Raw genomic sequence first — 24822 nt, 5'->3', positions numbered from 1 at the left:
TCTCCCGGGTGACTGAATGAACCTGTGACGATGCTGCGATAGACGAAGCACGCTGGCAATTGCAGGCTGCTGACCTATCTCTGGCACAAAGGAACGGAGAATTCGATGAGCAACATGGAAACGGCGATCATTGCGGGCGGATGCTTCTGGTGCACCGAGGCGGTGTTCCGCGATGTCGTCGGGGTCGAGAGCGTCGAGAGCGGCTATATCGGCGGCACCAAGGCGAACCCGACCTACAAGGAGGTGTGCACCGGCACCACGGGCCATGCCGAGGGGATCCGCGTGACCTTCGATCCGGCGGTGATCAGCCTGCCCGAGATCTACGACGTGTTCCTCGGCACGCATGATCCGACGCAGCTGAACCGCCAGGGCAACGACATCGGGACGCAATATCGCAGCGCGATCTTCCCGCTGTCGGACGAACAGGGCGCCGAGGCCAAGGCCGCGATCGCGCGCTGGAATGCCGAGAACGGCAAGACGGCGGTGACCACCATCGAGGGCCTGTCGGGCGGCGCGCAGACCGCGGAGTGGTATCCGGCCGAGGACTACCATCAGGAATACTGGGACGGCGAGGGCCAGCGCAATCCCTATTGCCTCGCAGTGATCCCGCCCAAGCTGATGAAGCTGCGGAAGTCGTTTCAGAAATACGTGAAGTAGGGGCCCTTCGACCAACGTCACCCCGTGCTTGACACGGGGCTTGGCTTTTCTTGTTTGCGTGCCCGCCTCCGCGGGCACGTCCTCGCTGCTGTTTCCTCCGCTTCGCTATGGAGCAGCTGCGGCTTGCGCGCGTGCGCTCGCGGCCCGTCCGTTGGCGGGCCGACCGCACCTCTTTCCCTTGAGAGGGCTAGGGTCTGGTCCACCGCCCCACGAAAAACCCGTCGAGCCCGCCTTGCTCGGCCAGCATCCCCGGATGGGTGCGCAGCCAGCCCTCGGGGGTGGGCGCAAGTCCCGCGGGCAGTTCCTCCGCCGTGATCGGCGCTGGCGTCAGGCCCAGCTCCGCGTCGACCCACGCCGCCTGTTCCTCGCCCTCTTCAGCCTCGAGCGAGCACACCGCATAGATCAGCACCCCACCGGGGTTCAGCCACTCCGCCGCCTTGGCCGCGAGGGCGCGTTGCAGCTCCACCATCTCGGCGACCTGCCCCTTGCCGATGCGGTGGAGCACGTCAGGGTGGCGGCGGCAGGTGCCGGTTGCGGTGCAGGGCGCGTCGATCAGGATCGCGTCGAAGCGGTGCTTCGGCTCCCATGTGAGAGCATCGGCGCGCACGGGGCTCGCCTTGAGGCCGGTGCGCTTCAGGTTGTCCTTGAGGAGGTCGAGCCGCCGCTTGGACATATCGAGCGCGGTGACCTTCCACCCTGCCGCCGCGAGCTGCATGGTCTTGCCGCCGGGCGCAGCGCACAGATCGAGCACCGAGCGGCCCTCGCCCGCCCGGAGCAACCGCGCAGGGAGCGAGGCGGCGAGGTCCTGCACCCACCATGCGCCCTCCCTGAAGTCGGCGAGGCTCTCCACCGCCGCGCCGCGCGGCAGGCGGATGTGGCCGGGGGCGAGGCTGACGCCGCCCATCTGCACCGCGCGGGTCGCGGTCTCGGCCGGGTCGCGCAGGGCAAGGTCGAGTTCGGGCGGGAAAGCGAGGCCGGGGGCGATGGCGGCGGCTTTCTCCGCGCCCCAGCGCTGGACGACGCGTTCGGGCAGGGTCGGCATCTCGGGGAGCTTCGCACCTTGCTTGTCGAGCGCCGAGAACACCCCGTGCGCCAGCCGTCGCGGCCCGCCTTCGAGCAGCGCGAGGCCGGTCGCGATCACCGCGTGCGGCGGGGTCTCCAGCCGCAGGGTCTGGGCGAGCATCAGCCGCAGCACCATCCGCGCCTTGGCATCGTCGGGCAGACGCTGCTTCGTCGCCGAATCGATCAGCGCATCGAGATCGGTCAGCCAGCGCAGGGTCTCGCCGGCGATAGCGCGGGCGAGCGCGCGGTCGGGGGCCTTGCGGATGTCGCCAAGCGCATTGCTCTCGGCCTGCTCCAGCGTCTCGCCCCGCCGCAGCACGGCATCGAGCAGGCGCAAGCTTGCGCGGCGCACGGGAAGTCCGGGGGGAAGAGCCATCGGCCCGCCCCTACCCCCGCTTGAAACAAAGCGCCAGCACGCGCATTTGAAGCGGCATGACCAAGGAAAAATCCGAAGCCGCCAGGAATTTCAAAAAACCCGCCCACTGGACCAACGATCCGGTGCCCGCGCCCAAGCCGGTGGAGAACGCGGAGAAACTCTCCCCCACCCGCTACGGCGACTGGGAGAAGGACGGGATCGCGGTCGATTTCTGACCACTCCCGTCATTGCGAGCCGAAGGCGAAGCAATCCATCGCCTGACCTCGCGGCTGGTTTGACGTCAGTCCATGGATTGCTTCGTCGCCTCTACGAGGCTCCTCGCAATGACGAGGATTAGAGCGGCTTGAATTCCACCTTCAGCCCGTCCTTCGGCTGCGGGATCGGCCAGTCCTGCCACTGCGGCTTGTAGCCCTCGGCCGCCTCGATGCGGTAGCGCTGGAGCAGCTGCGCCATCAGGATCTTGACCTGCATATAGGCGAAGTGGAGCCCGAGGCACATGTGCGCCCCGCCGCCGAAGGGGACCCAGGCATATTTGTGCCGCGCCTTCACCTTGTCGGGGGTGAAGCGCATCGGATCGAAGGCATGGGGGTTCTCCCAATATTCCTCCGAATGGTGCGTCCAATGGATGTTGATCCCCACCATCGCGCCCGCCGGGATGCGGTAGCCGCCGTACTCGAATTCACGCAGCGCGCGGCGCGGCATCGAGGGCACGGGCGGGATCATCCGCAGCGATTCCTTGAAGGCCATCTCCGTAAGGTCGAGCTTGCCGAGGTCGTCGTAGTCCAGCGGGCGGGGGTTGCCGTCCCCGTCCGGGCCGCCGGTGACCGCGAAGATTTCCTCGCGCAGCTTCTCTTGCCATTCGGGGTTGGTGGCGAGGTGATAGATGAGCGAGGTCGCCGAGGAGGTGATGGTGTCGTGCGCCGCCATCATCAGGAAATTCATGTGATCGACCACCTCGTCGACCGGCAGCAGGCTCCCGTCCTCGCGGGTCGCGGTGGCGAACTGGCTGAACATGTCCTGCCCCCCGCCCTCGGCGCGGCGCCGCAGGGTTTCCCTGGTGAAGTAGTCGACCAGATAGGCCCGCCCGTCGACGCCCTTCTTCATCTTGGTGAAGGGCAACGGACGGCGCACCGGCGCGACCGAGGCCTGCACCATGTCGACGAAGGCCTCGTTGATCTTGTCGGCTTCCGGCCCCCAGGGCAGGCCGATGAAGCTGTCGGCGGCGAGATTGAGGGTGAGCTTCTTGATTGCCGAATAGAAGGTCATCGGCCCGGCCCAGCCGGCGACCTCGCGCGCGATCCCGCGATTGAGCGCGCCCGAATAGTGGCGCATCGGCTCTGGCTTGAAGGCGATCGAGAGCGCGCGGCGATCGATCCGGTGATGCTCGAAATCGATCAGCATCAGCCCGCGCGGGAACAGCTGGTCGAGCACCGGGCCCCAGCCCTGTTCGCTCGAGAAGATCTTGTCCTTGTTGAATAGCAGCAGCTCGTTCGCCTCGGCCCCGATCAGCGCGACCTGCCAGCCGCCGAAAGCGCGGTTCTTGTAGACCTTGCCGTGGGTCCTGATCATCCGCTCGGCAAAGGCGTGGGGGTCGGCGAGCATGGTGAAGGTGTTGCCGACCACCGGCCAGCCCGAATCGCCGGGAATATGGGCAAGGTCGGCCTCGGTGAGGCGCATCTCGCCCCAATGGCGCGGCGCGCCGGCGGGGGCGCTGCCGCCGGTGGTTTCGCTATCCTGCGGGGCTTCGGCAAGGGTGGCCATGATTGTCTCGATGCTCCGGTGAAGGTTCGGATTCGCAACTTACCCCGATGAAAGTTTCGCGCAAGTTTCCTGCGTCAAATCCATCCGCCCAGCTCGCGCCGCAGCATCGCCTCGATCATGGCGAGGCCGTGGTCCGAGGTGTTGAGGCAATCGAGCACGGCGTAATCCTCGCCGCCTGCCTCGCAGAATTCCTCGCGACCCTCGATCGCCAGTTCCTCCAAGGTCTCGACACAGTCGGCGGCAAAGCCGGGGGCGGCAACCACCAGCCGCTTGGTACCCTTGCCGCCTTCCGCGATCAGCGTCGCGTCCGTGGAGGGTTCGAGCCACGCGGCGGGGCCGAAGCGCGACTGGAAGGTGGTCTCGAACCGCACGCCCGCGAATTCGGGCCGCTGCTCCAGCATCTCGCGCAAGAGCCGCGCGGTCTTCATGCAGTGGCAGTAATAGGGATCGCCCTTCTCGAGGGTCTGCTGCGGCATCCCGTGGAAACTGAGCAGCATGACCTCGGGGGTGAAGGTCAGCGCGCGCACCTGCCGGGTGAGGTCCTCGGCGAGCGCGGTGAGGTAATTGGGATCGTCGTGATAGGGCGGCACGAAGCGCAAGGTCGGCTGCCAGCGCATCTTGCCGAGCACGCGGGCGATCTCGTCGAACACCGTCGCGGTCGTCGCGGCGCAATATTGCGGATACATCGGCGCGACGAGGATGCGGTCGCAGCCGTCCGCCATCAGCGCGGTGAGGCGGCTTTCGATCGAGGGGTTGCCGTAACGCATCGCCCAATCGACCTGCACCCCGTCGCCGAACTTGCCCACCATCGCCTCGGCCTGCCGCGCGGTGATGTCGGCGAGGGGGGAGCCGCGCTCGGTCCAGATCTTCTGATAGGCCTTGGCGCTCTTCTGCGGGCGGGTGTTGAGGATGATCCCGCGCAGGATCAGCTGCCAGGCGATCGGCGGGATCTCGACCACGCGCGTGTCCGAGAGGAACTGCTTCAAGTAGCGCTTGACCGAATCCGGGTCCGGCCCGTCGGGCGTGCCGAGGTTGATCAGCAGCACGCCGATGCGGCCGCTCTTTGCCGGAGGATGGTCGCCCGGAAGGCGCTGGGTCTGCCAGGTCATAGCCCGCCTAACGGTCGGCAGGCGTTTCGTTTCCGCGCGGCAGCCAATGTGCCTGCAAATTGTTGCACAAATGTCGGGATCATATGCCGTCCGATAGCAGAGGGAGGCGGCGCAGGCGCAAGCCCGTGGCCGAATAGAGCGCGTTGGCAATCGCGGGCGGCGCGACCACGGCGCCGAGCTCGCCCGGATCGGCGGCGGCGGCGTCGCTGGCCATGAACTGCACCCGCATCTCGGGGCAATCGGCGAGGGTGGGGAGGCCCAGCGCCGCCTCGCCCGCCTCTTCGGGCAGCCCGCCCCGCAGCCGCACCGCATTGCCCAGCGCGATGCCGATGCCGAACACGAGGCCCCCCTCGATCTGCTGCTTGGCGATGTCGTGGTTGACGATCCGGCCGATATCGACCGCGGCCGAGAGGCGCACGACGCGCACCCCGCCCTCGCCCTGCCGCGCCGTGGCGACGCAGGCGATGCGCGGCGCGTCGGGCCCCTCGCCGAGCCGGGCGCAGGCGAGGCCCTGCCCGCTCTGGTCGAGCCCGCCGTCCCACTCCGCCAGCTGCGCCGCGCGCTGGAGGCAGGCGGCGAGGCGCACGTCGCCGCCGAGCATCGACATGCGGAACGACAGCGGCTCGCGCTTCGATTTGGCGGCGATCTCGTCGATGAAGCTCTCGATCGCGAAGATCGTCGGCCCCCACGAATTGCCGCGCACGCGGCCGACGGGCAGGCCGATATCGGCGGGGATGTGCTCCACCATCACCGCCGGGATCTTGTAGGGCGGCACCGCGCCCGCCACCGCGAGCGGATCGGCCTTGCCCGCGGTGTCGCGGATCGCGGCCATGGTGGTGCGGTTGCCGAACAGACGCTGGCCGAATTCGCGGGCCGAGGGCGGGGTGGCGACGCGCACGCGCATTGCCTCGATCGCCCCGCCCGGGGTGCCCGGCGCACCCTTGGCGAGCTGCGCGCCGAGCAGCATCCAGTAGGGCGCGCGCGGGCGGGCGCGGATCAGCTCGTCGCGGCGCGGCCAGACCAGCTGCACCGGGCGCCCGAGCTCCTTGGCGATCAGCGCGATCTCGATCGCATGGTCATGTTCGAGCCGCGCATCGAAGCTCCCGCCTGCCGGGGTGGGGTAGAGCGCGACCTTCTCGGTCGCGATGCCGATCGCGCGCGCGGCGGCGAGGCGGGCCTGTTCGGGGGCCTGCGTGGCCATCCACAGGTCGAGCCGGCCGTCCTCGAACCGCGCGGTCGCCGTGGCGGTCTCGATGGGGGCGGCATAGGCGGGCTCGACCTCGTAGCGGCGGCCGATGTCGACGCGTTGCAAGGCATCGCCGCCGAAGCCGGTCTCGGCGATCACATGCGCCTCGCCAGCGGTCAGCAGGGTGTCGAGCCGCGCGGCGATGTCGGCACTGTTGACCGGCGCCGTGGTGCGGAAGCGGGGCTTCATCGCGGCAAGCGCGGCCTCGGCGCTCCACCAGGTGTCGGCGGCGACCGCCAGCCAGCGCTTGCTCTCGACGATCCCCTTGAGGCCCCTGATCCCGGCCAGCGCCTTGGTGTCGAAGCTTTCGAGCTCCGATCCGTCGGCCGGGCCGTGGCGGATCGAGGCGAAGACCATGCCGGGCAGGCGGACGTCACCCGCAAAGCGGTGCGAGCCGTCGACCTTGGAGGGCAAGTCGATGCGCGGGAAAGCGGGCGCGGCGTCGACATCGGCGGGGAGCGGCTTTTCGCGCGGCGGTTCGGGCTTCAGCGGCGGGGGATCGGGCGGGGTGTAGCCCGCGGCTTCCTCGGCCAGCTCGCCGAAGGTTGCGCGGTTGACGCCTTGGGTGACGAGGCCGTTCTCGACCTCGCATTCCTCCCAGGACACGCCCCACCTGGCCGCGGCGGCCTGCGCGAGCATCGCCCGCGCCGCGGCGGCGGCCTCGCGGCAGGGAATTTCATAGGCGGCAAGCGAGGTGCCGCCCGCAGTGGCGTTGAAGCGGTTAGATTGGGCAAAGCGGGTCGCCAGCAGGTCGTCCGAAGCGGGCGAGAGGCCGGTGAAGTGCGAATCCCACAGCGCCAGCCACTGCTGCGCCAGCGGGATATTGGCATAGACGCCCGAAACCGGCGCGGGCTCGACCGCGATCTGCCGCCAGTCCGCGCCCAGTTCATAGGCGACGATCTGCGGCAGGATGGTGGTGATCCCCTGCCCCATCTCGAGCTGCGGCACGGCGACCGTCACCACGCCGTCGGCGGCGATCTTGAGCCACGCGCCGAACACGTGCTCGCCCCGCGCGGCGACCAGCGGCGTGCGGTAGGTGCGCGGCACCAGCCACCAGGCGACCACCAGCCCCCCGCCGGCCGCCGCCCCTGCCAGCAATCCGCGCCGCGTGATCGCCATCGGTCTAGAGCTTCCCCGTATCCAGCCAGCGGCCGAGCTTTTCGGCGATGGCGCGGAAGGGCTCGGCGGTCTCGTCATCGCCCGCAGCAGGGGGCTGACCCTTGTCACCCGCGATCCGCGTCGCGAGGGTCAGGGGCACCCGGCCGAGGAAGGGGATTTCGAGCGCGGCGGCGAATTTTTCGACGCCGCCGCTGCCGAAGGGGTCGCTCACCTCGCCGCAATGCGGGCAGGCATAGCCCGCCATGTTCTCGACGAGGCCGATGATCGGCACCTCGCCCTGCTCGAACAATTGCCCGGCGCGCGCGGCGTCGATCAGCGCGAGGTCCTGCGGGGTCGAGACCAGCACCGCGCCATCGGGCTTGTGCGCCGAGAGCATCGAGAGCTGCACGTCGCCCGTCCCCGGCGGCAGGTCGACCAGCAGCAGATCGGTCTCGCCCCAGTCGGCCTCGACCAGCTGCGACAATGCCTTGCCGGTCATCGGCCCGCGCCACGCCAGCGCCTTGCCCGGCGCGACGATGTGGCCCATCGAGAGCACCTTGACGCCGTAGGGACTGTCGATCGCCACCAGCTGCGAACCATCGGGTGTGGCGGCGGGCTTCTGGCCCTCGGTCTTCAGCAGCTTGGGCTGCGAGGGGCCGTAGATGTCGCCGTCGATCACACCCACCCGGCGGCCCATCCGGGCGAGCGCGACCGCAAGGTTGGTGGTGAGCGTCGACTTGCCGACCCCGCCCTTGCCGCTCCCGACCGCGATCAGCCGGCGGCGGCGGCGCTCGCCGGTGAGCGCGATGCGGACCTCGGCGATTTCGGGCAAGGCGGACAGCGCGGCGGTGATCTCGGCTTCGAGCGCCTTGCGGCCCTCGTCAGGCAGATCGCCCGCCTCGGCGACGATCACCGCGCGGCCCGCAACGATGCGCGCGGAACGCAGGCGGTGGTTGATTTCGGGGCTCAGCGCAGCACGGATCAGCGCCTCTTCGGCGTGCGGCTGGCGAGGGGTGTCGGCAGGGTTGTTCATTTGCGAAGGCCTCTAACACCAAAATCACGCAGCGAACCCCTGTTTTTCGCCGAAACCCGTGCCTATAAACAGCTCATGCAAAGATTGGACGGCTGGAGAGAACGCCTTGGCGCCGGGCTTAAGGGCCTTGCCATGGCCGGCAAGAACCCCTGGGGCGGCGGGAGCGGTTCGGGCGATGACGGCACGTCCGGCAGCGATGGTGACAGCGGCGGCGACAGCGGCGGCAGCGGCGAGAGCGGCGGCCCGCGCAACCCGTGGCTCCCCGGCGGGGGCGAGCCCGGCAAGCGCCGCTCGGCCAGCATCGAGGATATCTTCAAGAGCCGCGGCCCCGAAGGCCCGCGCCGCGCGGGCGGCGGCGGCGGAAATGGCGGCGGCGGTTTCCGCTTCCCCGAACGCCCCGACGGCAAGAGCTGGGTGCCCGTGATCCTCGGCGGGGTCGCGCTTGTGTGGGTGGGGGCGACGAGCTTCCACTTCATCCAGCCGGGCGAACAGGCGATCGTCACCTGGCTCGGCGGCAAGTATTCGGGCACGCTCGATTCCGGCATGCAACTGACCGCGCCCTGGCCGCTCCAGCTGGTCGAGAAGGAAAACGTCTCGCAGGTGCGGCTCGAGGAAGTGCCCGGCACGAAGACCGAGAAGCTGATCCTGACCGGCGACCAGAACCTTGTTGACCTGTCCTACCTCATCCGCTGGAACATCTCGGACCTCACGCTCTACAAGTACCAGCTCAACGATCCGCGCAACGCGTTGCTGGAAATCGGCGAGGCGGCGATGCGCGCGGCGGTGGCGCGGCAGGACCTCGATTCCGTGCTGACCGGCGCGGGCCGGGCGGAGATCGAGCAGGACGTGCGCATGGCCATGCAGGCGCGGCTCGATGCGTATCGTTCGGGCATTTCGGTGCAGGGGATCGAAATCAACAAGGTCGATCCGCCGAGCCGGGTGGAAGAGGCCTTCAAGGACGTCTCGAGCGCCCAGCAGGACGCCGACGCCAACATCAACCGTGCCCGCGCGGTGGCGCAGCAGCTGCTCGCCCGCGCGCAGGGCGATGCGAGCGAATTCAACGACATCTACGAGGAATACAAGCTCGCGCCCGAAGTGACGCGCCGCCGCCTCTATTACGAGACCATGGAGCAGATCCTGTCCAAGACCGACAAGACGATTGTCGAATCCGGCAATGTCACCCCCTATCTGCCGCTGCCCGAACTGAAGCGCCGGGCGCAGGCAGCGCCGTCCGCCGCGGCTCCGCAAGCGCAGCAGGGGCAGTAAGGCCATGAACAGCGTGCTCAGCAACTCCCGCAACCTCATCATCGGCGCGATCGCGCTGGTGGTGGCGCTGGTCGCCAGCGTGGTGATCGTCCCCGAAACCCATCAGGCGGTGGTGATCCGCACCGGCGAGCCCGTGCGCGTCATCAACCAGTTCCGCCCCGACGTGCCCTACGGCTCGACCGGCGCAGGTCTCGCGCTGCGCATCCCGATTGCCGAGGAAGTGCGGATGATCGACCGCCGCGTGCTCGATATCGACATGGAGCGCACCCAGGTGCTCTCCAAGGACCAGCAGCGCCTCCAGGTCGATGCCTATGCGCGCTACCGCATCATTGATCCTGTGCGGCTGGTGGAGAAGGCCGGGACCGAACGCCAGTTCGAGGCGCAGCTGCTGCCGATCCTCACCTCGGTGCTGCGTCAGGAGCTGGGGCGCATCCCGTTCTCGGCGCTGATCAATGCCGAGCGCGGCACGGCGATGGCCAACATCACCAAGACGCTCGACGCGCAGGCGCGCAACTACGGCGCACAGGTGCTCGACGTGCGGATCAAGGCCGCCGACCTGCCCGAGGGCAGCCCGCTCGACGCCGCCTTCACCCGCATGGAGACCGACCGCCAGGAACAGGCCGCCACGATCCGCGCCGCCGGCCAGCGGGACGCGCAGATCATCCAGGCCGAAGCCAGCGCGCAGGCCGCGAAGATCTACGCCGATGCTTATGGGAAAGACCCGAAGTTCTACGACTTCTACCGCGCCATGCAGAGCTACCGGCAGACGTTCCTTGCAGGCGAAGGGCAAAGCAGCATGGTGCTGTCGGACGACAGCGAGTACTTCCGCCAGTTCAAGGGGCAACCCTGAGCATTCGACCAAGCGCCAACGCACGGCGATGGACGCCGCAGGCATTCAATCGGCGTTCAGCCGCAAACGACGCATTTGGGGCCGCCGCACCGGCGACGGGGCGGCCTCCCGCACGAGGGTTTCAGGAACGGCGCGGCACGCTTGCGCATTCCACATGAGATAAGGACCAAGAGGACGTGAACAAAGTGCGCTATGTATACGGACTGTCGAGCGCGCTGCTGGTGGGCGGCGCTGCCATTTCGCTGATCACGGGCTCGCCGCTGGGCGCACAGGTGGCGCAGAACGACGATGCGGTGATGAACCGCGTGGTGCCGGTCGCCGGTGCGCCGGCGAGCTTCGCCGATCTCACCGCGCAATTGCAGCCCGCCGTGGTCAACATCGCCACCCGCCAGCGGGTCGAGGTGCAGAACAACCCCTTCGCCGGCACGCCCTTCGCCGAGCTGTTCAACCGCCGCGGCGGCAATGGCGGCGGCGAGGCCCAGCCGCAGACGCGCGAGGCGCAGTCGCTGGGTTCGGGCTTCATCATCTCGGCTGACGGCATCGTCGTCACCAACAACCACGTCATCAGCCCGCCCGACACCCGCGCGAAGCTCGAATCGATCACCGTCACCCTCGCCGACGGCACCGAATACGAGGCCGACGTGATCGGCGCCGATGCGGCGTCCGACCTCGCGGTGCTCAAGATCCGCTCGAACAAGACCTTCCCCTTCGTCACCTTCGGCGATTCCGCAGCGACCCGCGTGGGCGACTGGGTGGTGGCGATCGGCAACCCCTTCGGCCTCGGCGGCACGGTGACGGCGGGGATCATCTCGGCGGTGTATCGCAACACCGGTCAGGGCGGCGCCTATGACCGCTACCTCCAGACCGACGCGAGCATCAACCGCGGCAACTCGGGCGGTCCGCTGTTCGACATGCGCGGCAATGTGATCGGCATCAACAACGCGATCTTCTCGCCCTCGGGCGGCAGCGTCGGGATCGGCTTTGCCATCCCCGCAGAGATCGCCGCGCCGATCGTCGAGAAGCTGCGCTCGGGCCAGGAAATCCAGCGCGGCTATCTCGGCGTGCGCCTCCAGCCGATCGACGAGGATCTGGCGCTCTCGCTCGGCGTGCCCAAGAAGCGCGGCGAGCTGGTGCAGATGGTCGAGGAAACCGGCCCTGCGGCCAAGGCTGGCCTCAGGTCGGGCGATGTCCTGTTGAAGGTCAACGGCAAGGACGTAACCGCCGAACAGAACGTCTCCTTCCTCGTCGCCAACCTCCAGCCGGGCACCACCGTGCCGGTCGAGGTGCTGCGCGACGGCAAGCGGGTGGCGATCAACGTCACCCTCGGCAAGCGTCCGAGCGAGCAGGAACTGGCCGCGCAGGCCGAGACCTTCGATCCGGAATCGGAAGAGCCGATGGCCCCGGGCACCTCGGACCAGACGATCGAGCAGAAGCTCGGGTTGCAAGTCATGCCGATGAGCGCGGCCGTGGCGCGCTCGCTGGGCTTGGAGGCCGATCTCAAGGGCGTGGTCATCGCTGCGGTCGACCCCAACGGGGATGCCGCGCGCAAGGGCCTGCGCCGCGGGGACATCATCCTTTCGGCCAACTACCAGGCGACCCCGACGGTCGAGGCGCTGCTGGCGCAGGTGCAGGCTGCGGTGGCCGACAAGCGCGAGGCAATCCTGCTGCGCGTCCAGCGCCGCACCACCCCGCCCGCCTTCGTCGCGGTGCGCCTGAACTGATCCGCTGCCCCTCAGGGCCAGCCCATGAAAAAGGCGCCGGGAGGACATCCCGGCGCCTTTTTTCGTAAGCGCTCGCGCTATTGTGGCGGCTGACCGGGGGGCTGCTGCGCGGGGCGGCGCTGCGGCCGCTGGTTCTGCGGCAGGCTGCCCCCGGTCGCCTCCTCGAGGAAGTCGCGGCTCGCGGCGGGCGGCGCGTCGGGGTCGCGCTCGCCGTCCGGCGCTTGCGTGCCGGGTTGCACCATGTTGCCCTGCTCGTCGATGTAGTAATAATCCTCGGGCTCGCCGAACAGCGCTTCCTGGTCGGGCTCGAGCTGCCATTCGGGCAGTTCCAGCGTCACGTCGAACTGTTCCACCGGGCGATCCTTGACCGCATAGCGCATATAGGCGGCAAAGGCCTGCGCAGGCGCGCGCCCGCCCTGGAGCCCGGCGACCGCCTTGGCATCGTCGCGGCCCATCCACACGCCGGTGGTGACGCCGCTCGAAAAGCCGATGAACCAGCCGTCCTTGTTCGACGAGGTCGTGCCGGTCTTGCCCGCCACCGGCCGGCCGATGTCGGCGGCCTTCCCGGTGCCGGTCTGGACCGCGGCCTGCAAAAGGTCGGTGATGCCCTTCACCACATGGTCGGGCACCGCGGGCGACTGGCGCTGCGCCTCGCGCTTGTAGAGCACCTCGCCGCTCGCGCCGGTCACCTTGGTGATGCCATAGGGCTCGACCGGCACGCCCTTGGCGGCGATCCCGGCGAAGGCCTGCGTCATCTCGATCACCCGCATCTCCGAGGAGCCGAGCACCATCGAGGGGAAGGTGTCGATCTTGGAATTGACCCCGAAGCGCCGCGCCATCGAGGCGACCGTGCCGAAGCCGACCTCGTTGCCGAGCTGGGCGGCGACGGTGTTGATCGAATAGGCAAAGGCGGTGCGCAGATCGGTCTCGCCGACGTTCCTGCCGTTCGAGTTGCGCGGGCTCCAGCCGTCGATGGTGACGGGGGTGTCGACCACCTTGTCCTCGGGCACGTAGCCCGCCTCGAGCGCGGCAAGGTAGACGAACAGCTTCCACGCCGAACCCGGCTGGCGCAGCGCGGCGGTGGCGCGGTTGTAGTTGCTGGCGACGTAATCCGTGCCGCCGACCATCGCGAGGATCGCTCCGTCGCGGTCGAGGCTGACCAGCGCGCCCTGCGCCCCCTTGGGGGTGTTCGCCTCGATCGCCGCGGTTGCGGCGCGCTGCATCCCGATGTCGAGCGTGGTCCACACCTCGATCGGCTCGTAGGTTTCGGGCAGGATGATATCGAGCTGCGGCAGCACCCAATCGGTGAAGTAGCGCACCGAGTTCTGCCCCGCGTCCTGCTTCAATTGCACCGCGCTGACATCGACCTGCGCCTGATCGGCGGTGATGTAGCTCTGCTCGCGCATCAGCCCGAGCACCACCTTGGCGCGGCCGACCGCGGCCTCGACGTCGGCGGTGGGGGAATAGGAGCTGGGGGCCTTCACCAGCCCGGCGATGATCGCCGCCTCGCCGACGTTCAGTTCGGTCGCGGGGTGGCTGAAGAATTTGCGGGAGGCGCTATCGATCCCGTAGGCGCCCCCGCCGAAATAGACCTTGTTCAGGTAGAGCTCCAGGATCTGCTCCTTGGAGAACTTCCACTCGAGCGCCATCGCCAGCACCGCCTCGCGCGCCTTGCGGTCGAGCGAACGGTTGTTGTTGAGGAACAGGTTCCTCGCCAGCTGCTGGGTAATGGTCGAGGTGCCGCCAAGCCGCTCGCGGCTGCCGGTCAGCCCCTCGATCAGCGCGCCGGTCAGGCGCACCGGATCGACCCCGAGGTGCGAGCGGAAGCGCTTGTCCTCGACCGCGATCATCGCGTTGGTCATGTTCTCGGGAATGTCCTCGTAGGTCAGCCATTCGCCGAAGCTCGGCCCGATCTCGACCAGCTCGCGCCCGTCGCGGGCCCGCACGAGGATGGTCTGGCCCGGCTGGGTCGCCTTGAGGGTCGCGTAATCGGGCAGCGAGGAGGCGGCAAAGCCGACCGCGAAGCCGAGGAACACCAGCGCGAGCGCGGCAAGCGCGCCGCCCCAGATGAACAGGCGCTTCAGCCACACCCGCCAGCGCGGGGGCGGGGCACCCTTCCCGGGGCCCGAGCCCTTGGGGGCAGGCGCGTCCGCGCGCTCCGCCGCCGCCCGGCGTTTCCCGCGCGCGCCCTTGTTCTGCAACTCGTCACCCCTTCTCGACATGCCTCGGCCCACCTGATGCCGCCTGCTGGTATGCGGCGCGCAAGATCGGCCCCCTGCATAGGCAAGTTGTAACCGGGAATGAACCCGGGTTTACGCAGGCATCCCCGATGCGCGGGGCGGACTGCCGCAAGCCGCCGCTCAATCGCCGTGCGGGGTGAAGACCAGCGCGGCGGAATTGATGCAATAGCGCAGCCCCCCCTGCTCGGGCGGACCGTCGGGGAAGACATGGCCGAGATGCCCGCCGCACTTGCCGCAGCGCACTTCGGTGCGGATCATGCCGTAGGAAGTGTCGCGGTGCTCCTCGATCACCTCGTCATCGGCGGGCTTGGTGAAGGCGGGCCAGCCGCAGCCGGAGTTGTACTTGGCGGTCGAGTAGAACAGCTGCGTGCCGCAGGCGGCGCAGTGATATTCGCCCTCGTCGTAGAACTTGTCGTATTCACCGGTGAAGGCGCGTTCGGTGCCGGCCTCGCGCAGGATGTGATACTGCATCGGGGTGAGCTTCTCGCGCCATTCGGCATCGGTCAGTTCAAGCTTGTCCATAAAGGCGGTCTCCCGGGGCTCGCCTCCATGGCGGCCCTGCAAGATATGTGCGCTTGATGGCGCAGGGCAAGCCTGACAAGATATGGAGGTCAGCTAAGATCAGGGGCGCGGTGATGAAAGACAAAACCGATTACATTCCGCTTCTGCGAGCGCTCGCCGCCGTGGTGCTCGTCATGGCGGTCGGCATGATCGCAGCGCGGCTGGCTTTCGGGTTCGAGATTTCGTTCGCCGTGGTGCTCGCCCTCCTTACCATCGCCACCTCCAATCTCGCGATTGCGGCGGACCTGACGAAGAAGGCCGGCAAGCCCGATTGATCCTCGCGGGACGTCCTACCCGTCGAGCAGCGCGTAATGCGGGGGCGGCTTGATCGTTTCCATCCGCTCGGTGAGAAGCGGGCGGAAGCTCGGGCGGCTCTTGAACACCGCGTACCAGCCGCGCGTCTGCTCGTGCCCGCTCCAGTCGATCCCGCCAAGGTAATCGGCGACCGAGATCTGCGCCGCCGCAGCCAGGTCGGCGAGGCTCATGGTCGATCCGGCCATCCACGGGCGGTTGTCGATCAGCCAGTCGAGATAGTCGAGATGCCCGTGCGCCATCTTCATCGCCATGCGCAGCGCGCCGCTGTCGGGCGGCTGGCGCAGGATGCGCTTCTTCATGCGTTCGGACAGCAGCGGCGCGGTGACGTCGGCGTAGAAGTTCTCGTCGAACAGCGCCACCAGCCGGCGGATCTCGGCGCGCTGGGCGGCGGTGCCGTTGATCATCGGGTTGCGGTCGACCGTCTCCTCGAAATATTCCGCGATCGCGCGGCTATCGGGAATGATGATGCCGCGTTCCTTGTCGGCGATCACGGGGGTGCGCCCGGCGGGGTTGAGGTTGAAGAACATGTCGGAGGCCGACCACGGGTCCTCGCGCACCAGATCGAAGGGGATGTTCTTCTCGCTCAGCAGCAGCCGGATCTTGCGGCTGAAGGGGCACAGCGGGAATTGATAGAGCAGCCACATGGTGCGCGGCGTCATGCCCTGTTTGCGCGCCCGAATCCAGCGTGCTTGCGGCCCCGCGCGGGGGATATGTCCGCGCTCTTACAGCCCGGCGGCGCTTTTCATCATCTGGCAGGCCGGCATGATCGCCTTGACCCGCTCCGCGCCGCCTTCGCCCTCGTTATCGTCGGCCGCGCGGGTGGTGAGCGAAATCACATCCTCGCGTCCGAGGCCGGTCTCTTCCATCAGCTTCGCCATCACCCGCACGAAGAATTCGCGCCCGCCCTGTGCCTCGATGTCGGGATAGCCCTTCCCGCGCGCATCGCCCGTCTTCTGCCAGCGGCTGACCGTGGCGAAGGCGACCGCGCAGCGCGCCGCGGCGGCCTGCTCGAGCGGGAGCGCGTCGAGCGAGACGACCGCGTTCGCCCCGGAGGCGGGAGGCGCGGGGTTTTCGGGCGCGGCTTGCGCCATGAGCAGCGCGGCAAGAAGGGGGGCGAGCATGGCCTTGTCTATGCTCCCCAAGATGAACCCGTGGCTACAGGAATCTGCATTGCGGGCCGCCGGAATCCGTCCTAATCCGCAACCCACCTTACCAGAGGAGAGGCAATCCCATGTTCAGCCACATCATGCTCGGCACGAGCAATTTCGACGCGGCCAAGGAATTCTACGACAAGGTGCTCGGCACGCTCGGCGCCAAGCCCGGCACGATCAACATCGCCGCCACCGGCCACAAGCGCGCCTTCTGGATGCACAATGGCGGGATGTTCATGATCAGCGAGCCGATCAACGACCAGGAAGCCACCTGTTCGAACGGCTCGACCATCGGCTTCGCCTGCGACAGCCTCGAGCAGGTCAAGGCCTTCCACGACGCGGCCGTGGCGGCGGGCGGCACCTCGATCGAAGACGCCCCGGGCCCGCGCACCGGCGCGATGGGCACGCTCAACCTCGGCTACGTGCGCGATCTCGACGGGCACAAGCTGTGCATGCTGCATCGTGCCTGATGTGAAGGGGTCACTGGCGTGACCCCTCAGACCCCCCGCCCCGCCTCCCCACCCGGCCACCATACCGTAATGGTATTCTTGGTGGCCGGGTGGGGAGGCGGGGTGGGGGGTCTGCGCCACCGAAGGTGGCCGAAAACTAACGACTCAGTTCGAAGACTGCGAATTCGGCGCGCCAGTTAGCTGCTGGCGCGCCGATTTGTTTCTCGTTCGAGAAGAACCACGCGCGCTCCACCTTGGCGCCCTTCATCCGCGCTAGATCGCGGAAATCCTCGACCGTGACGTGGTGGATGTTCTCGGTCTCGTACCAGCTCACCGGCAGCGCGCGCGTCACCGGCATCCGCCCGCCAAGCAGCAGCGCCGCGCGGGTGCGCCAGTGGGCGAAGTTGGGGAAGGAGACGAAGGCGCGGCGGCCGACCCTGAGCAGCTCGTCCAGCATCAGGTCGGGCCGCGTCGCGGTCTGGAGCGTCTGACTGAGGATCGCGTAATCGAAGGCCTTGTCGGGGTAGTTGGCGAGATCGAGGTTCGCATCGCCCTGCACCACCGAAAGGCCGCGCGACACGCAGCGCTCGACCAGCGCGCCGTCCAGTTCCATCCCCCGCGCATCGCAGCCGCTGCGCGACTCCAGCTCCGCCATCAGTGCCCCGTCCCCGCAGCCGATGTCGAGCACCCGGCTGCCGGGCGCGACATGGGCGGCGATCGCGGCGAGGTCGGGGCGCAGGGTCATCGCCAGCCGCTCTCCGGTCGGTGCTGGCGGAACCAAGAAAGATCGTCGGGCACGCCGTAGCCCAGCTTCTCGTAAACCCCTTCGGCGTCGCGAGTGACGAGGAGGAAGCGACGCACGCCAGCCAGTTCGGGGTGATTGTGGAGATGGCTTACCATCGCGCGGGCAATGCCCTTTCCGCCATGTTCCGGCAGGACGAAGACATCCGCGATCCATGCGAAGTGCGCCCGGTCGCTTACTGCGCGCGCGAAGCCGACTTGATCGTCGCCGCAGAAGGCAGCGACACACAGCGAGTGTTCGACTGCGCGATCCATCCGCTCGCGGGTCAGCCCCTGCGCCCAGTAACTTTCGGACAAGGTTCGATGCATCAGTGCGCGGTCGAAGCGCACCGGATCGGTTTCCAGCCGGTAACCTTCTGCCAGCACGCTCATTCGATGAACCCCTTCACCACTCGGTCTAGCTGGTCGTGTTCGAGCAGGAAGCTGTCGTGCCCGTGGGGTGCGCTCAGCTCCACGAAGCTGACCTTGGCCCCCGCCGCGTTCAGCGCGTGGACCACGTGGCGGCTTTCGCTCGTCGGGTAGAGCCAGTCGGTATCGAAGCTGACGATGCAGAAGCGCGCCTGCGTCCCGGCGAAGGCGTCTGCCAGCTTGCCGCCGTGCTCCTCGGCGATGTCGAAATAGTCCATCGCGCGGGTGATGTAGAGGTAGGAATTGGCATCGAACCGGCGGGTGAAACCGGTGCCCTGGTAGCGCAGGTAGCTCTCCACCTGGAACTCGGCGTCGAAGTTGAAGCCCTTGGCCTCGCGGTCCTGCAAGCGGCGGCCGAATTTTTCGGTGAGGCCCGCTTCGGAAAGGTACGTGATATGCGCCGCCATGCGCGCGACGGCGAGGCCGTTGTCGGGCTTGGCGTCGGTGGCATAATAGTCGCCCTCGTTCCACGCAGGGTCGGCCATGATCGCCTGCCGTCCGACCTCGTGGAAGGCGATGTTCTGCGCCGAGTGGCGCGCGGTGGACGCAATCACCAGCACGCGCGCGGCACGCTCGGGCCAGTTGGCGGCAAGGCTGAGCGCCTGCATCCCGCCCATCGACCCGCCGACGACCGCGTGGAGCCTGTCGATCCCGAGCCCGTCGAGCAGCGCGACCAGCCCCCGCACCATGTCGCGGATGGTGATGACGGGGAAGCGCATCGCATAGGGCTGGCCGTCCGGCGCGAGGCTGGCGGGGCCGCTCGATCCCATGCAGCTGCCGATGACATTGGCGCAAATGACGAAGTGCTTGTTAGTGTCGATCGGCTTGCTGGGGCCGACCATCCGCTCCCACCAGCCGGGCTTGCCGGTGATCGGGTGGGGGCTCGCCAGATACTGGTCGCCGGTCAGCGCGTGGCACACCAGCACCGCATTGCCCTTGTCGGCTGCGAGCGTGCCGTAGGTCTCGTAGGCGATCTCGCAGCCCTCGAGCACCTGTCCGCTGTCGAGCGGCAGGGGGTGGGGCACCTTGTAGACCGGGGACAAAGGCGGCGCTGAGTTCATTGGCCGTGCGACTTGGGGTAGCCCCCCGCCCGTGTCAATCGGGGGCGCGGGCGACTGCGTGTTTTCGCGCTCGATTCGGCAAGCCAAACTGGCTATCGCGGCGCTCCCATGTCGAGACCCGAGCCCAAACCCTGGATCGCGCAGATCCACGCCTATGTCCCCGGCAAGTCGAAGTCGGCTTCGGGCAAGCCGCTGGTCAAGCTGTCGGCGAACGAGAACCCGCTCGGCTCCAGCCCCGCAGCGCTCGCCGCGCTGGCCGAGGCGCACGTCGCGGCCGACTACCCCGATCCCGACGCGAAGGCCCTGCGCGAGGCGATCGCCGACGTCCACGGGCTCGACCCCGCGCTGATCGTCTGCGGCACCGGCTCGGGCGAGCTGCTGCACTGCGCGGTGCAGGCGCTCGCGGGGCCGGGGGACGAGGTGGTGATGTCCCGCTACTCCTTCTCGCTCTACCCGCTGCTGGCGCAGAAGGTCGGCGCGACCCCGGTGTTCGCCGCGCCCGAGGAGCATGCCGCGAGCGTCGACAACCTCCTCGCCGCGGTCACCGAACGGACGCGGGTGGTGCTGCTCGACAACCCCAACAACCCGGTCGGCACCTTCCTGCCGCCCCCCGAGGTCGCCCGCCTCCACGCCGGCCTGCCCGGCCACGTGCTGCTGGTGGTCGACGAGGCCTATGCCGAGTACGTCGACCCCGCCTTCCAGTCCGCCGCCTTCGCCCTCGCCGCTCGCCACGAGAACATGCTGGTCAGCCGCACCTTCTCCAAGGCCTATGGCCTCGCCTCCGAGCGGGTCGGGTGGGTCACCGGCTCGGCCCACCTCGTCGACCTGGTCAATCGCCTCAGAGGCGCGTTCAACGTCTCGGTGAGCGGGCAGAAGGCCGCCGCCGCCGCGCTCACCGACCAGAGCTTCGTCGCCGCCGCCCGGGAGCACAACGCCCGCGAGCGTGCCCGCCTTGCCGATGCCATCGCGGCGCTCGGCAACCACGGCATCTGGGCCTCACCCAGCGAGGCCAACTTCCTCCTCGTCCACTTCGAGGGCGTCGTCACCGCGGCGCAGGCGCTCGAGGCGCTGGCCGAGGCCGGGTACGCGGTGCGCCACCTGCCCTCGCAGGGCCTGCCGGGCGCCCTGCGCATCACCATCGGCACCACCGAGGCCACCAGCGACGTCATCGCCACCCTCCGGCGGCTGTGCGGAGCGAAGGCATGAGCATCCAGCGCCTCGCCATCATCGGCCTTGGCCTGCTGGGCGGCTCCATCGGCCTCGCGGTCAAGGCCCGCGGGCTTGCCGTTGCCACCACCGGCTGGGACCGCGACCCCGCCGTCCGCCAGCGCGCCGCCGAGCGGGGGCTGGTCGAGACCGTCCACGACACCGCCGAGGCCGCCGTGGCAGACGCCGACCTCGTCATCCTCTGCGTCCCTGTCGGCGCCATGGCCGACGCTGCCCGCGCCATCGCCCCCGGCCTCGCGCCCCACGCCATCGTCAGCGACGTCGGCTCCTCTAAGGCCGCGGTCGCCGAGGCGCTGGCCGAGGCGCTCCCCGGAGCCACCGTTATCCCCGCCCACCCCGTGGCAGGCACCGAGCAGTCCGGGCCGGACGCGGGCTTCGCCACCCTGTTCGCCGGGCGCTGGTGCATCATCACCCCGCCCGAAGGCTGCGACCCGGCCGCGCTCGAAGCCCTCTCCGACTTCTGGACGCAGTTGGGCTCCAAGGTCGAGCTGATGGACGCCGCCCACCACGACCTCGTCCTCGCCGTCACCAGCCACATCCCGCACCTCATCGCCTACACCATCGTCGGCACCGCCTCCGACCTCGAGGACGTCACGCAAAGCGAGGTCATCAAGTACTCCGCAGGGGGCTTCCGCGACTTCACCCGCATCGCCGCCTCCGACCCCGTGATGTGGCGCGACGTGTTCCTCACCAACCGGGGCGCCGTGCTCGAGATGCTTGGCCGCTTCACCGAGGACCTCACCGCGCTCCAGCGCGCCATCCGCTCGGGCGACGGCGACACGCTGTTCGACCTCTTCACCCGCACCCGCGCCATCCGCCGCGCGGTGATCGAGCAGGGCCAGGACGACGAGCGGCCCGACTTCGGCCGCGAGCACGGAGCCTGACCGCCGCCGCTCCGTTCAGGCTCAGGCCTGTTGGAGACACATGAGACACTGTCCAGGGGCGGAAAAGCGGCCGTCGCGCGCAGGCCCCCGAAGGCGGGGCTGCGGCGTAAAGGCGGGCGATCGGGCGGGCCATGCGCACGACAATGACAGGCCGGAACGGGGTAGGAAAGCGCTGATATTACAGACGCAAACCCGCCCCCGATCCTACTTCGCCGCCGCCGCCACCGCTGTCTGCGCAGGCTTCATGAAGCCGAGATCCGGCGAGGCAAAACGCCCGATATTGGGCGCGACCGAAGGCAGTTCCGACGGCGCCACCCCGAACCACAGGCCCAGCGTCGAGGACAGCTCGTCGACCGAGACCGCAGGCAGCAGCCGCCCCTGCCCGACCTGGTCGTTGCTCGTCACCGACACCTGTGGCGCGCGGCCATAGAACCGCCCGCCGCGCACGCCGCCGCCGACAATGAAGTGGTGCCCGCCCCATCCGTGATCCGACCCGTCGCCGTTCGAGGACAGGGTGCGCCCGAAATCCGAAGCGGTGAAGGTCGTGACATTATTCGCCACGCCCAGCTCCACAGTGGCGCGGTAGAAGGCGTCCATCGCGAAATCGACCTGGCCGAGCAGCCCCTCGTGCGTGCCGATCAACCCGTCATGGTTGTCGAACCCGCCGAGCGAGACGAGGAACACCTGCCGCGTCACCCCCAGCCGCCCGCGCGCGGCAATCAGCCGGGCGACCACCCGCAGCTGGTCGGCGAGCCGGTTTCCGCTGCCGAAGCTGGTATTGACCGTCACGCCGCTCAGCGCGTCGTTGACGAAGGCGCCATACTCGATCGAGCGGCTGTTCACCTGCGCATAGTCGGCGGCAAAGACATTGCCCGATGCGCTGCGCAGCAGGGTGCCGAGCGCCTGCGAGGCGGCGGCGGAGGCGAACAGCCGCCCGGTCTGCAAGGGGTTGTAGAGCGTCGCGCCATTCGGCGAGACCTGATAGGGCACCGCCGTCTGCCCGCTCAGGAACACCGCATTGCCCGTGGCATTGATCGCGGTGAACATCGCATTGGTGTTCGAAGTCAGCGCCAGATCGGCCATCCGCCCGCCCCAGCCGGTGCGCGAACCTTCGGGCTGCGAGCTCTGCCAGGTCGATTGCTGGTCGTTGTGAGAGAACAGCTTGGCCGGGCGCGGCACCACGCCCGCATCATATTGCGCGCGCGTCAGCGGGGCGATCAGCGGGCCGACATTGAGCAGCGGGGCCATCGCGCCGCCATCGAACAGCGCCTTGAGGCGCGGCATGGTGGGAGCAAGCGCGTAGGTGATGTCGTCGGTCAGCCGCTGGTCGGAGGGCGTCGCGAGCACGGTGTTCGCCAGCGCATTGCGGGCCAGCGCGATGCCGGACGCTTCCTCCGAGCCTGCCGTTCCGCGGATCGCGGCATAGCGCGCGTAATTGGCCGCATCGAAGGGGATCAGCGTGTTGCCGTAGTCGTTTCCGCCATACAGGAACACGCAGACCAGCGCCTTGTAGCCGCCCGAATTGCTGAAGGCCGCCGCCTCTGCCAGCCCTGCCAGATCGAGCGCATAGGAGGCCGCGCCCCCCATCATCGCCAGCTGCGCGCTGCGCTTCAGGAAGGCGCGCCGTTCGATTGCGATGCTCTTGCCGATCATCATGTCCCGCGTCCCCCGAGCCTTATTTCTGAACCAGATAGTCGGTCGATGCGAGGATCAGCGCGACCCCGATCTGCACCCGCCGCAGCTTTTCGGCATTGGTCGAAGTGGCGGTCAGCGCCACATCCTCCATCGCCGCGCGCACCGTGTCGCGCACGCTTTGGCTGAGCTGGCGGCCGGTCAGCAGCAGATCGAGCCGGTCGAGCAGCGCGGCGCTGTCCTGCGCGATGGCGATCTCGGCGGAGAAATCGAGCGTGATGTCGGCCACCGGCGCGCGGCCGCCGGTGATGGCGCGCTCGAGGAAGTTGATATAGCCCGCCACCGAGGTCTCGTTGACCAGCTGGAATTCGGGGGCGAGCAGACTGCGGTTGGCGATTTCGGTATTGGCCGGGAAGTAGCCCGGGCGGAAGAAGTTGAACACCGACGGGCTGCGCAGCGGGCTCTGCCCGAGGCCGTTCGCCGGATCGCTGAGGTCGCCCACCTGCCAGTTGCCGCTGCTCGAGCGCGCCCCGAAGGTGCGGGCGAGCTGGGCGTAGCGCAGCACGGGTTCGCGCAGCTTGCCGAAATTGGGGTTGGCAAGACCCGCCGCGTCGAGCGCCTCGGGGTCGGTCAGGATCGCCCGGAACACCGCCGCGAGGTCCCCGCGCCGGCCCTGCCCGTTGTTGGCGAACACCGCCGCGACCCGGCCGACATAGGCGGGCGAGGGGTTGCTGGTCACCAGCCGCTGGATCATCTGCTTGCCGAAGAACGGGCCGACATTGGGGTGGTTGAACAGGTGGTCGAGCGCGAGCCGCAGGCTGTCGGCGGCATTGGTGTTCGCCGGGATGGTGAGGCCGAGGAAGGTCTTGGCCTCGGGCGAATGGAACCCGGTGGTGCGCGCCGGCACCCAGCGGGTCGGATCGGCAGTCATCGGCCGGCGGGCATAGGCGGGATCGATGATCTGGCGCGTGCCGCCCACCTCGGTGGTGAAGGCAAGGCCCGCGCGGTCGAAATCGTAGCCGGTGAACACCCGCGCGAGGTTGCTCACGTCCGCGCTTGTGTAGGTCTCGATCGGGTTGCCGCCGTTGGTCCGCAGCGTGCCGTCGGCGTTCAGTTCGAACAGGCCGATGGTGAACAGCTGCATCACCTCGCGGGCGTAGTTTTCGTCGGGCACGCGGCCCGAGGCGTCGGCGCGGCGGTTGCCGCGGGTGTTGAGGAACACGCCCATCGCCGGGTTGAGCGTGATGTCCTGCAGCAGGTCGCGGAAATTGCCGAAGGCGCGGGCGTTGAGCGTGTCCCAGTAGGCCGCGATCGCGGGGGCGCGCCAGACCATGTCGATGCCGGTGAGCGAGACGACGAAAAACTCGGACAGCGCGAAGGCGATGCGCTTGCGCACCGGGTTGCCGCCCGAGAGCAGCTGCGACCAGATCATGTAATCGCCGGTGATCGTGCCGTCGTAGTAACGCGCGGCGGTGACCTGGTCGAACCCGCGCGCGTTGAGGAAGGCGGCGCCGGTCTGGCTGTTGTCGGTGCCCATCTGGCGGTTGAGCCAGGCGACGTAGCCTTCGCTGCGCAGTTCGCTGATCGCGCCGGGCGAGGCCGAGAGCGAGGCCTGGAGCAGGAAACGCGCCGCCTCGGCATCGGTCTGCGGCTTGAGCACGGTGACCGGCGGACCGCCCCCGCCCGTGCCGCCGCCGCCGCTGCTGCCGCCCCCGCCGCAGGCCGCCGCGGCCAGCGCCAGTGCGCCCGCGGCAAGCGGCTTGACCGCCGCCGCATCGACCGCCGGCCCGCCCTCGACCGGCCGCGGCGCTTCAGCTTCGTCATCTGCGAGATACATGCGACCCTACCCCCTCGATGCTTTAACGCCCGAGGGCTAGGTTCCCTTCGTTGCAAATTGCTTAATTTTCTGCACCC

The 24822-nt window shown here is 68.6% G+C and carries 23 protein-coding genes; 9 read left to right on the top strand and 14 right to left on the bottom strand.

The window, feature by feature from the left end:
- Positions 1-114: 114 nt before the first annotated feature.
- On the top strand, positions 115-657 hold the full coding sequence (gene msrA / locus PFX90_RS05105) for a peptide-methionine (S)-S-oxide reductase MsrA (protein WP_285712035.1): 543 nt from the start codon (positions 115-117) through the stop codon (positions 655-657).
- A gap of 187 nt (positions 658-844) precedes the next feature.
- Here msrA and PFX90_RS05100 read toward each other — a convergent pair whose 3' ends face one another.
- Positions 845-2095: an RsmB/NOP family class I SAM-dependent RNA methyltransferase gene (locus PFX90_RS05100; RefSeq protein ID WP_285711308.1), complete on the bottom strand. Its 1251-nt coding sequence runs from the start codon at positions 2093-2095 to the stop codon at positions 845-847.
- Positions 2096-2151: 56 nt separating this feature from the next.
- Here PFX90_RS05100 and PFX90_RS05095 point away from each other — a divergent pair, with 56 nt between their 5' ends.
- Positions 2152-2310: a DUF1674 domain-containing protein gene (locus PFX90_RS05095; RefSeq protein ID WP_285711307.1), complete on the top strand. Its 159-nt coding sequence runs from the start codon at positions 2152-2154 to the stop codon at positions 2308-2310.
- Positions 2311-2428: 118 nt separating this feature from the next.
- Here the strand turns inward: PFX90_RS05095 and PFX90_RS05090 are convergent, their stop codons facing one another.
- From PFX90_RS05090 to PFX90_RS05075, 4 genes are all read right to left on the bottom strand, one after another.
- On the bottom strand, positions 2429-3856 hold the full coding sequence (locus PFX90_RS05090) for a cytochrome P450 (protein ID WP_419180081.1): 1428 nt from the start codon (positions 3854-3856) through the stop codon (positions 2429-2431).
- 74 nt (positions 3857-3930) lie between these two features.
- Positions 3931-4965, bottom strand: coding sequence for a ferrochelatase (gene hemH, locus PFX90_RS05085; protein WP_285711306.1), 1035 nt, complete (start codon positions 4963-4965; stop codon positions 3931-3933).
- A 79-nt stretch (positions 4966-5044) separates the two neighbouring features.
- The gene (locus tag PFX90_RS05080; RefSeq protein ID WP_285711305.1) at positions 5045-7330 is read right to left on the bottom strand and encodes a xanthine dehydrogenase family protein molybdopterin-binding subunit; all 2286 of its coding nucleotides are present in this window, start codon (positions 7328-7330) and stop codon (positions 5045-5047) included.
- Positions 7331-7334: 4 nt separating this feature from the next.
- Positions 7335-8342 carry an Mrp/NBP35 family ATP-binding protein gene (locus PFX90_RS05075; RefSeq protein ID WP_285711304.1) on the bottom strand — a complete coding sequence of 336 codons (1008 nt, stop codon included), beginning with the start codon at positions 8340-8342 and terminating at the stop codon, positions 7335-7337.
- A 132-nt stretch (positions 8343-8474) separates the two neighbouring features.
- Between PFX90_RS05075 and hflK the strand changes: the two genes are divergently transcribed.
- The 3 genes from hflK (at position 8475) to PFX90_RS05060 (ending at position 12179) form a co-directional block, all read left to right on the top strand.
- Entirely contained in the window at positions 8475-9608 is a 1134-nt protein-coding gene (hflK, locus tag PFX90_RS05070) for a protease modulator HflK (protein WP_285711303.1), read from the top strand.
- A gap of 4 nt (positions 9609-9612) precedes the next feature.
- Complete coding sequence (gene hflC, locus PFX90_RS05065; RefSeq protein WP_285711302.1) at positions 9613-10458, top strand: protease modulator HflC; 846 nt, start codon at positions 9613-9615, stop codon at positions 10456-10458.
- A 176-nt stretch (positions 10459-10634) separates the two neighbouring features.
- On the top strand, positions 10635-12179 hold the full coding sequence (locus PFX90_RS05060; protein WP_285711301.1) for a Do family serine endopeptidase: 1545 nt from the start codon (positions 10635-10637) through the stop codon (positions 12177-12179).
- 77 nt (positions 12180-12256) lie between these two features.
- On the opposite strand, the gene PFX90_RS05055 is transcribed toward PFX90_RS05060, so the two are convergent.
- Positions 12257-14401, bottom strand: coding sequence for a transglycosylase domain-containing protein (locus PFX90_RS05055; protein ID WP_285711300.1), 2145 nt, complete (start codon positions 14399-14401; stop codon positions 12257-12259).
- A gap of 138 nt (positions 14402-14539) precedes the next feature.
- On the bottom strand, positions 14540-14941 hold the full coding sequence (gene msrB, locus PFX90_RS05050) for a peptide-methionine (R)-S-oxide reductase MsrB (RefSeq protein WP_285711299.1): 402 nt from the start codon (positions 14939-14941) through the stop codon (positions 14540-14542).
- A 113-nt stretch (positions 14942-15054) separates the two neighbouring features.
- Between msrB and PFX90_RS05045 the strand changes: the two genes are divergently transcribed.
- Positions 15055-15255 (top strand): hypothetical protein, encoded by a 201-nt coding sequence (locus tag PFX90_RS05045; RefSeq protein WP_285711298.1) that lies wholly within the window; start codon positions 15055-15057, stop codon positions 15253-15255.
- 15 nt (positions 15256-15270) lie between these two features.
- Here PFX90_RS05045 and PFX90_RS05040 read toward each other — a convergent pair whose 3' ends face one another.
- Together PFX90_RS05040 and PFX90_RS05035 are read right to left on the bottom strand one after the other, a co-directional pair.
- A complete protein-coding gene (locus tag PFX90_RS05040) occupies positions 15271-15939 on the bottom strand; it encodes a glutathione S-transferase family protein (protein ID WP_285712033.1) in 669 nt (222 codons plus the stop codon).
- Between the two features lie 78 nt (positions 15940-16017).
- Positions 16018-16416 (bottom strand): hypothetical protein, encoded by a 399-nt coding sequence (locus PFX90_RS05035; RefSeq protein ID WP_285711297.1) that lies wholly within the window; start codon positions 16414-16416, stop codon positions 16018-16020.
- A gap of 110 nt (positions 16417-16526) precedes the next feature.
- Between PFX90_RS05035 and PFX90_RS05030 the strand changes: the two genes are divergently transcribed.
- Complete coding sequence (locus tag PFX90_RS05030; RefSeq protein WP_285711296.1) at positions 16527-16916, top strand: VOC family protein; 390 nt, start codon at positions 16527-16529, stop codon at positions 16914-16916.
- 136 nt (positions 16917-17052) lie between these two features.
- Here PFX90_RS05030 and metW read toward each other — a convergent pair whose 3' ends face one another.
- Genes metW through metX form a run of 3 tightly spaced genes read right to left on the bottom strand, consistent with a single transcriptional unit; the run spans position 17053 to position 19165 of the window.
- Entirely contained in the window at positions 17053-17640 is a 588-nt protein-coding gene (metW, locus tag PFX90_RS05025; RefSeq protein WP_285711295.1) for a methionine biosynthesis protein MetW, read from the bottom strand.
- Complete coding sequence (locus tag PFX90_RS05020) at positions 17637-18068, bottom strand: GNAT family N-acetyltransferase (protein ID WP_285711294.1); 432 nt, start codon at positions 18066-18068, stop codon at positions 17637-17639. The genes metW and PFX90_RS05020 overlap by 4 nt, the downstream gene beginning before the upstream one ends.
- Positions 18065-19165 (bottom strand): homoserine O-acetyltransferase MetX, encoded by a 1101-nt coding sequence (gene metX / locus PFX90_RS05015; RefSeq protein ID WP_285711293.1) that lies wholly within the window; start codon positions 19163-19165, stop codon positions 18065-18067. The genes PFX90_RS05020 and metX overlap by 4 nt, the downstream gene beginning before the upstream one ends.
- Before the next feature lie 108 nt (positions 19166-19273).
- On the opposite strand from metX, the gene PFX90_RS05010 reads away from it, so the two are divergent.
- Together PFX90_RS05010 and PFX90_RS05005 are read left to right on the top strand one after the other, a co-directional pair.
- A complete protein-coding gene (locus tag PFX90_RS05010) occupies positions 19274-20371 on the top strand; it encodes a pyridoxal phosphate-dependent aminotransferase (protein WP_285711292.1) in 1098 nt (365 codons plus the stop codon).
- The gene (locus PFX90_RS05005; protein WP_285711291.1) at positions 20368-21276 is read left to right on the top strand and encodes a prephenate/arogenate dehydrogenase family protein; all 909 of its coding nucleotides are present in this window, start codon (positions 20368-20370) and stop codon (positions 21274-21276) included. The genes PFX90_RS05010 and PFX90_RS05005 overlap by 4 nt, the downstream gene beginning before the upstream one ends.
- Positions 21277-21480: 204 nt before the next feature.
- Here PFX90_RS05005 and PFX90_RS05000 read toward each other — a convergent pair whose 3' ends face one another.
- The gene (locus PFX90_RS05000) at positions 21481-22932 is read right to left on the bottom strand and encodes a DUF1501 domain-containing protein (RefSeq protein WP_285711290.1); all 1452 of its coding nucleotides are present in this window, start codon (positions 22930-22932) and stop codon (positions 21481-21483) included.
- A 19-nt stretch (positions 22933-22951) separates the two neighbouring features.
- Positions 22952-24745, bottom strand: a complete 1794-nt coding sequence (locus tag PFX90_RS04995; RefSeq protein ID WP_285711289.1) for a DUF1800 domain-containing protein — start codon at positions 24743-24745, stop codon at positions 22952-22954.
- Positions 24746-24822 lie beyond the last annotated feature (77 nt).

The sequence above is a fragment of the Erythrobacter oryzae genome (assembly GCF_030271515.1).
Taxonomy (GTDB): domain Bacteria; phylum Pseudomonadota; class Alphaproteobacteria; order Sphingomonadales; family Sphingomonadaceae; genus Erythrobacter; species Erythrobacter oryzae.
This window is presented reverse-complemented; position numbering and strand designations above follow the sequence as displayed.